Origin of the sequence: Paraclostridium dentum, from assembly GCF_012922555.1 — a bacterium.
Lineage (GTDB): Bacteria > Bacillota > Clostridia > Peptostreptococcales > Peptostreptococcaceae > Paraclostridium > Paraclostridium dentum.
Genome location: NZ_WIPK01000189.1, coordinates 1 through 327, shown reverse-complemented (window position 1 = coordinate 327; position 327 = coordinate 1). Strand labels below are relative to the sequence as shown.

Genomic DNA, 327 nt, shown 5'->3' with positions numbered 1-327 from the left:
CATTTATTGTAGACCAAGGGCATTTTCAGAGAATCTGTACAGAAGAGATTTTTGATCCATTTAACAGACGATCTCTTCGAACATCTGGGTAGAGGTGGTGAAGCTTGCAGGATGCAGATGTAGTCAAAGCTGATCGCACCGAGCTTACAAGCCAAGCTTTGTCCTCCTCCAGTGTCTGCGCTTGGAGTTGTACCTGATCTTGTTGCCAGTCTTCATGCGGATCCACTGAGGGATCGGTCTGTTCTGCTTCTGCTTCTTGGCCAAGAAGCGTTTAATCCTGAATGTCTTGTGTGACGCCATTCTAGACACACAGTCCTTGCACCACAA

General features: G+C 47.1%; 1 protein-coding gene. It reads right to left on the bottom strand.

Annotated elements, in window-relative coordinates; translation table 11 throughout:
* Window positions 1-144 precede the first annotated feature (144 nt).
* Entirely contained in the window at window positions 145-300 is a 156-nt protein-coding gene (locus GFJ41_RS21315; RefSeq protein WP_081584803.1) for an eL39 family ribosomal protein, read from the bottom strand.
* Between the last annotated feature and the right edge of the window lie 27 nt (window positions 301-327).

What these genes read in the sequence shown, in the direction of transcription:
- GFJ41_RS21315 (WP_081584803.1), bottom strand. Translation starts at nt 300, where the DNA reads ATGGCGTCACACAAGACATTCAGGATTAAACGCTTCTTGGCCAAGAAG.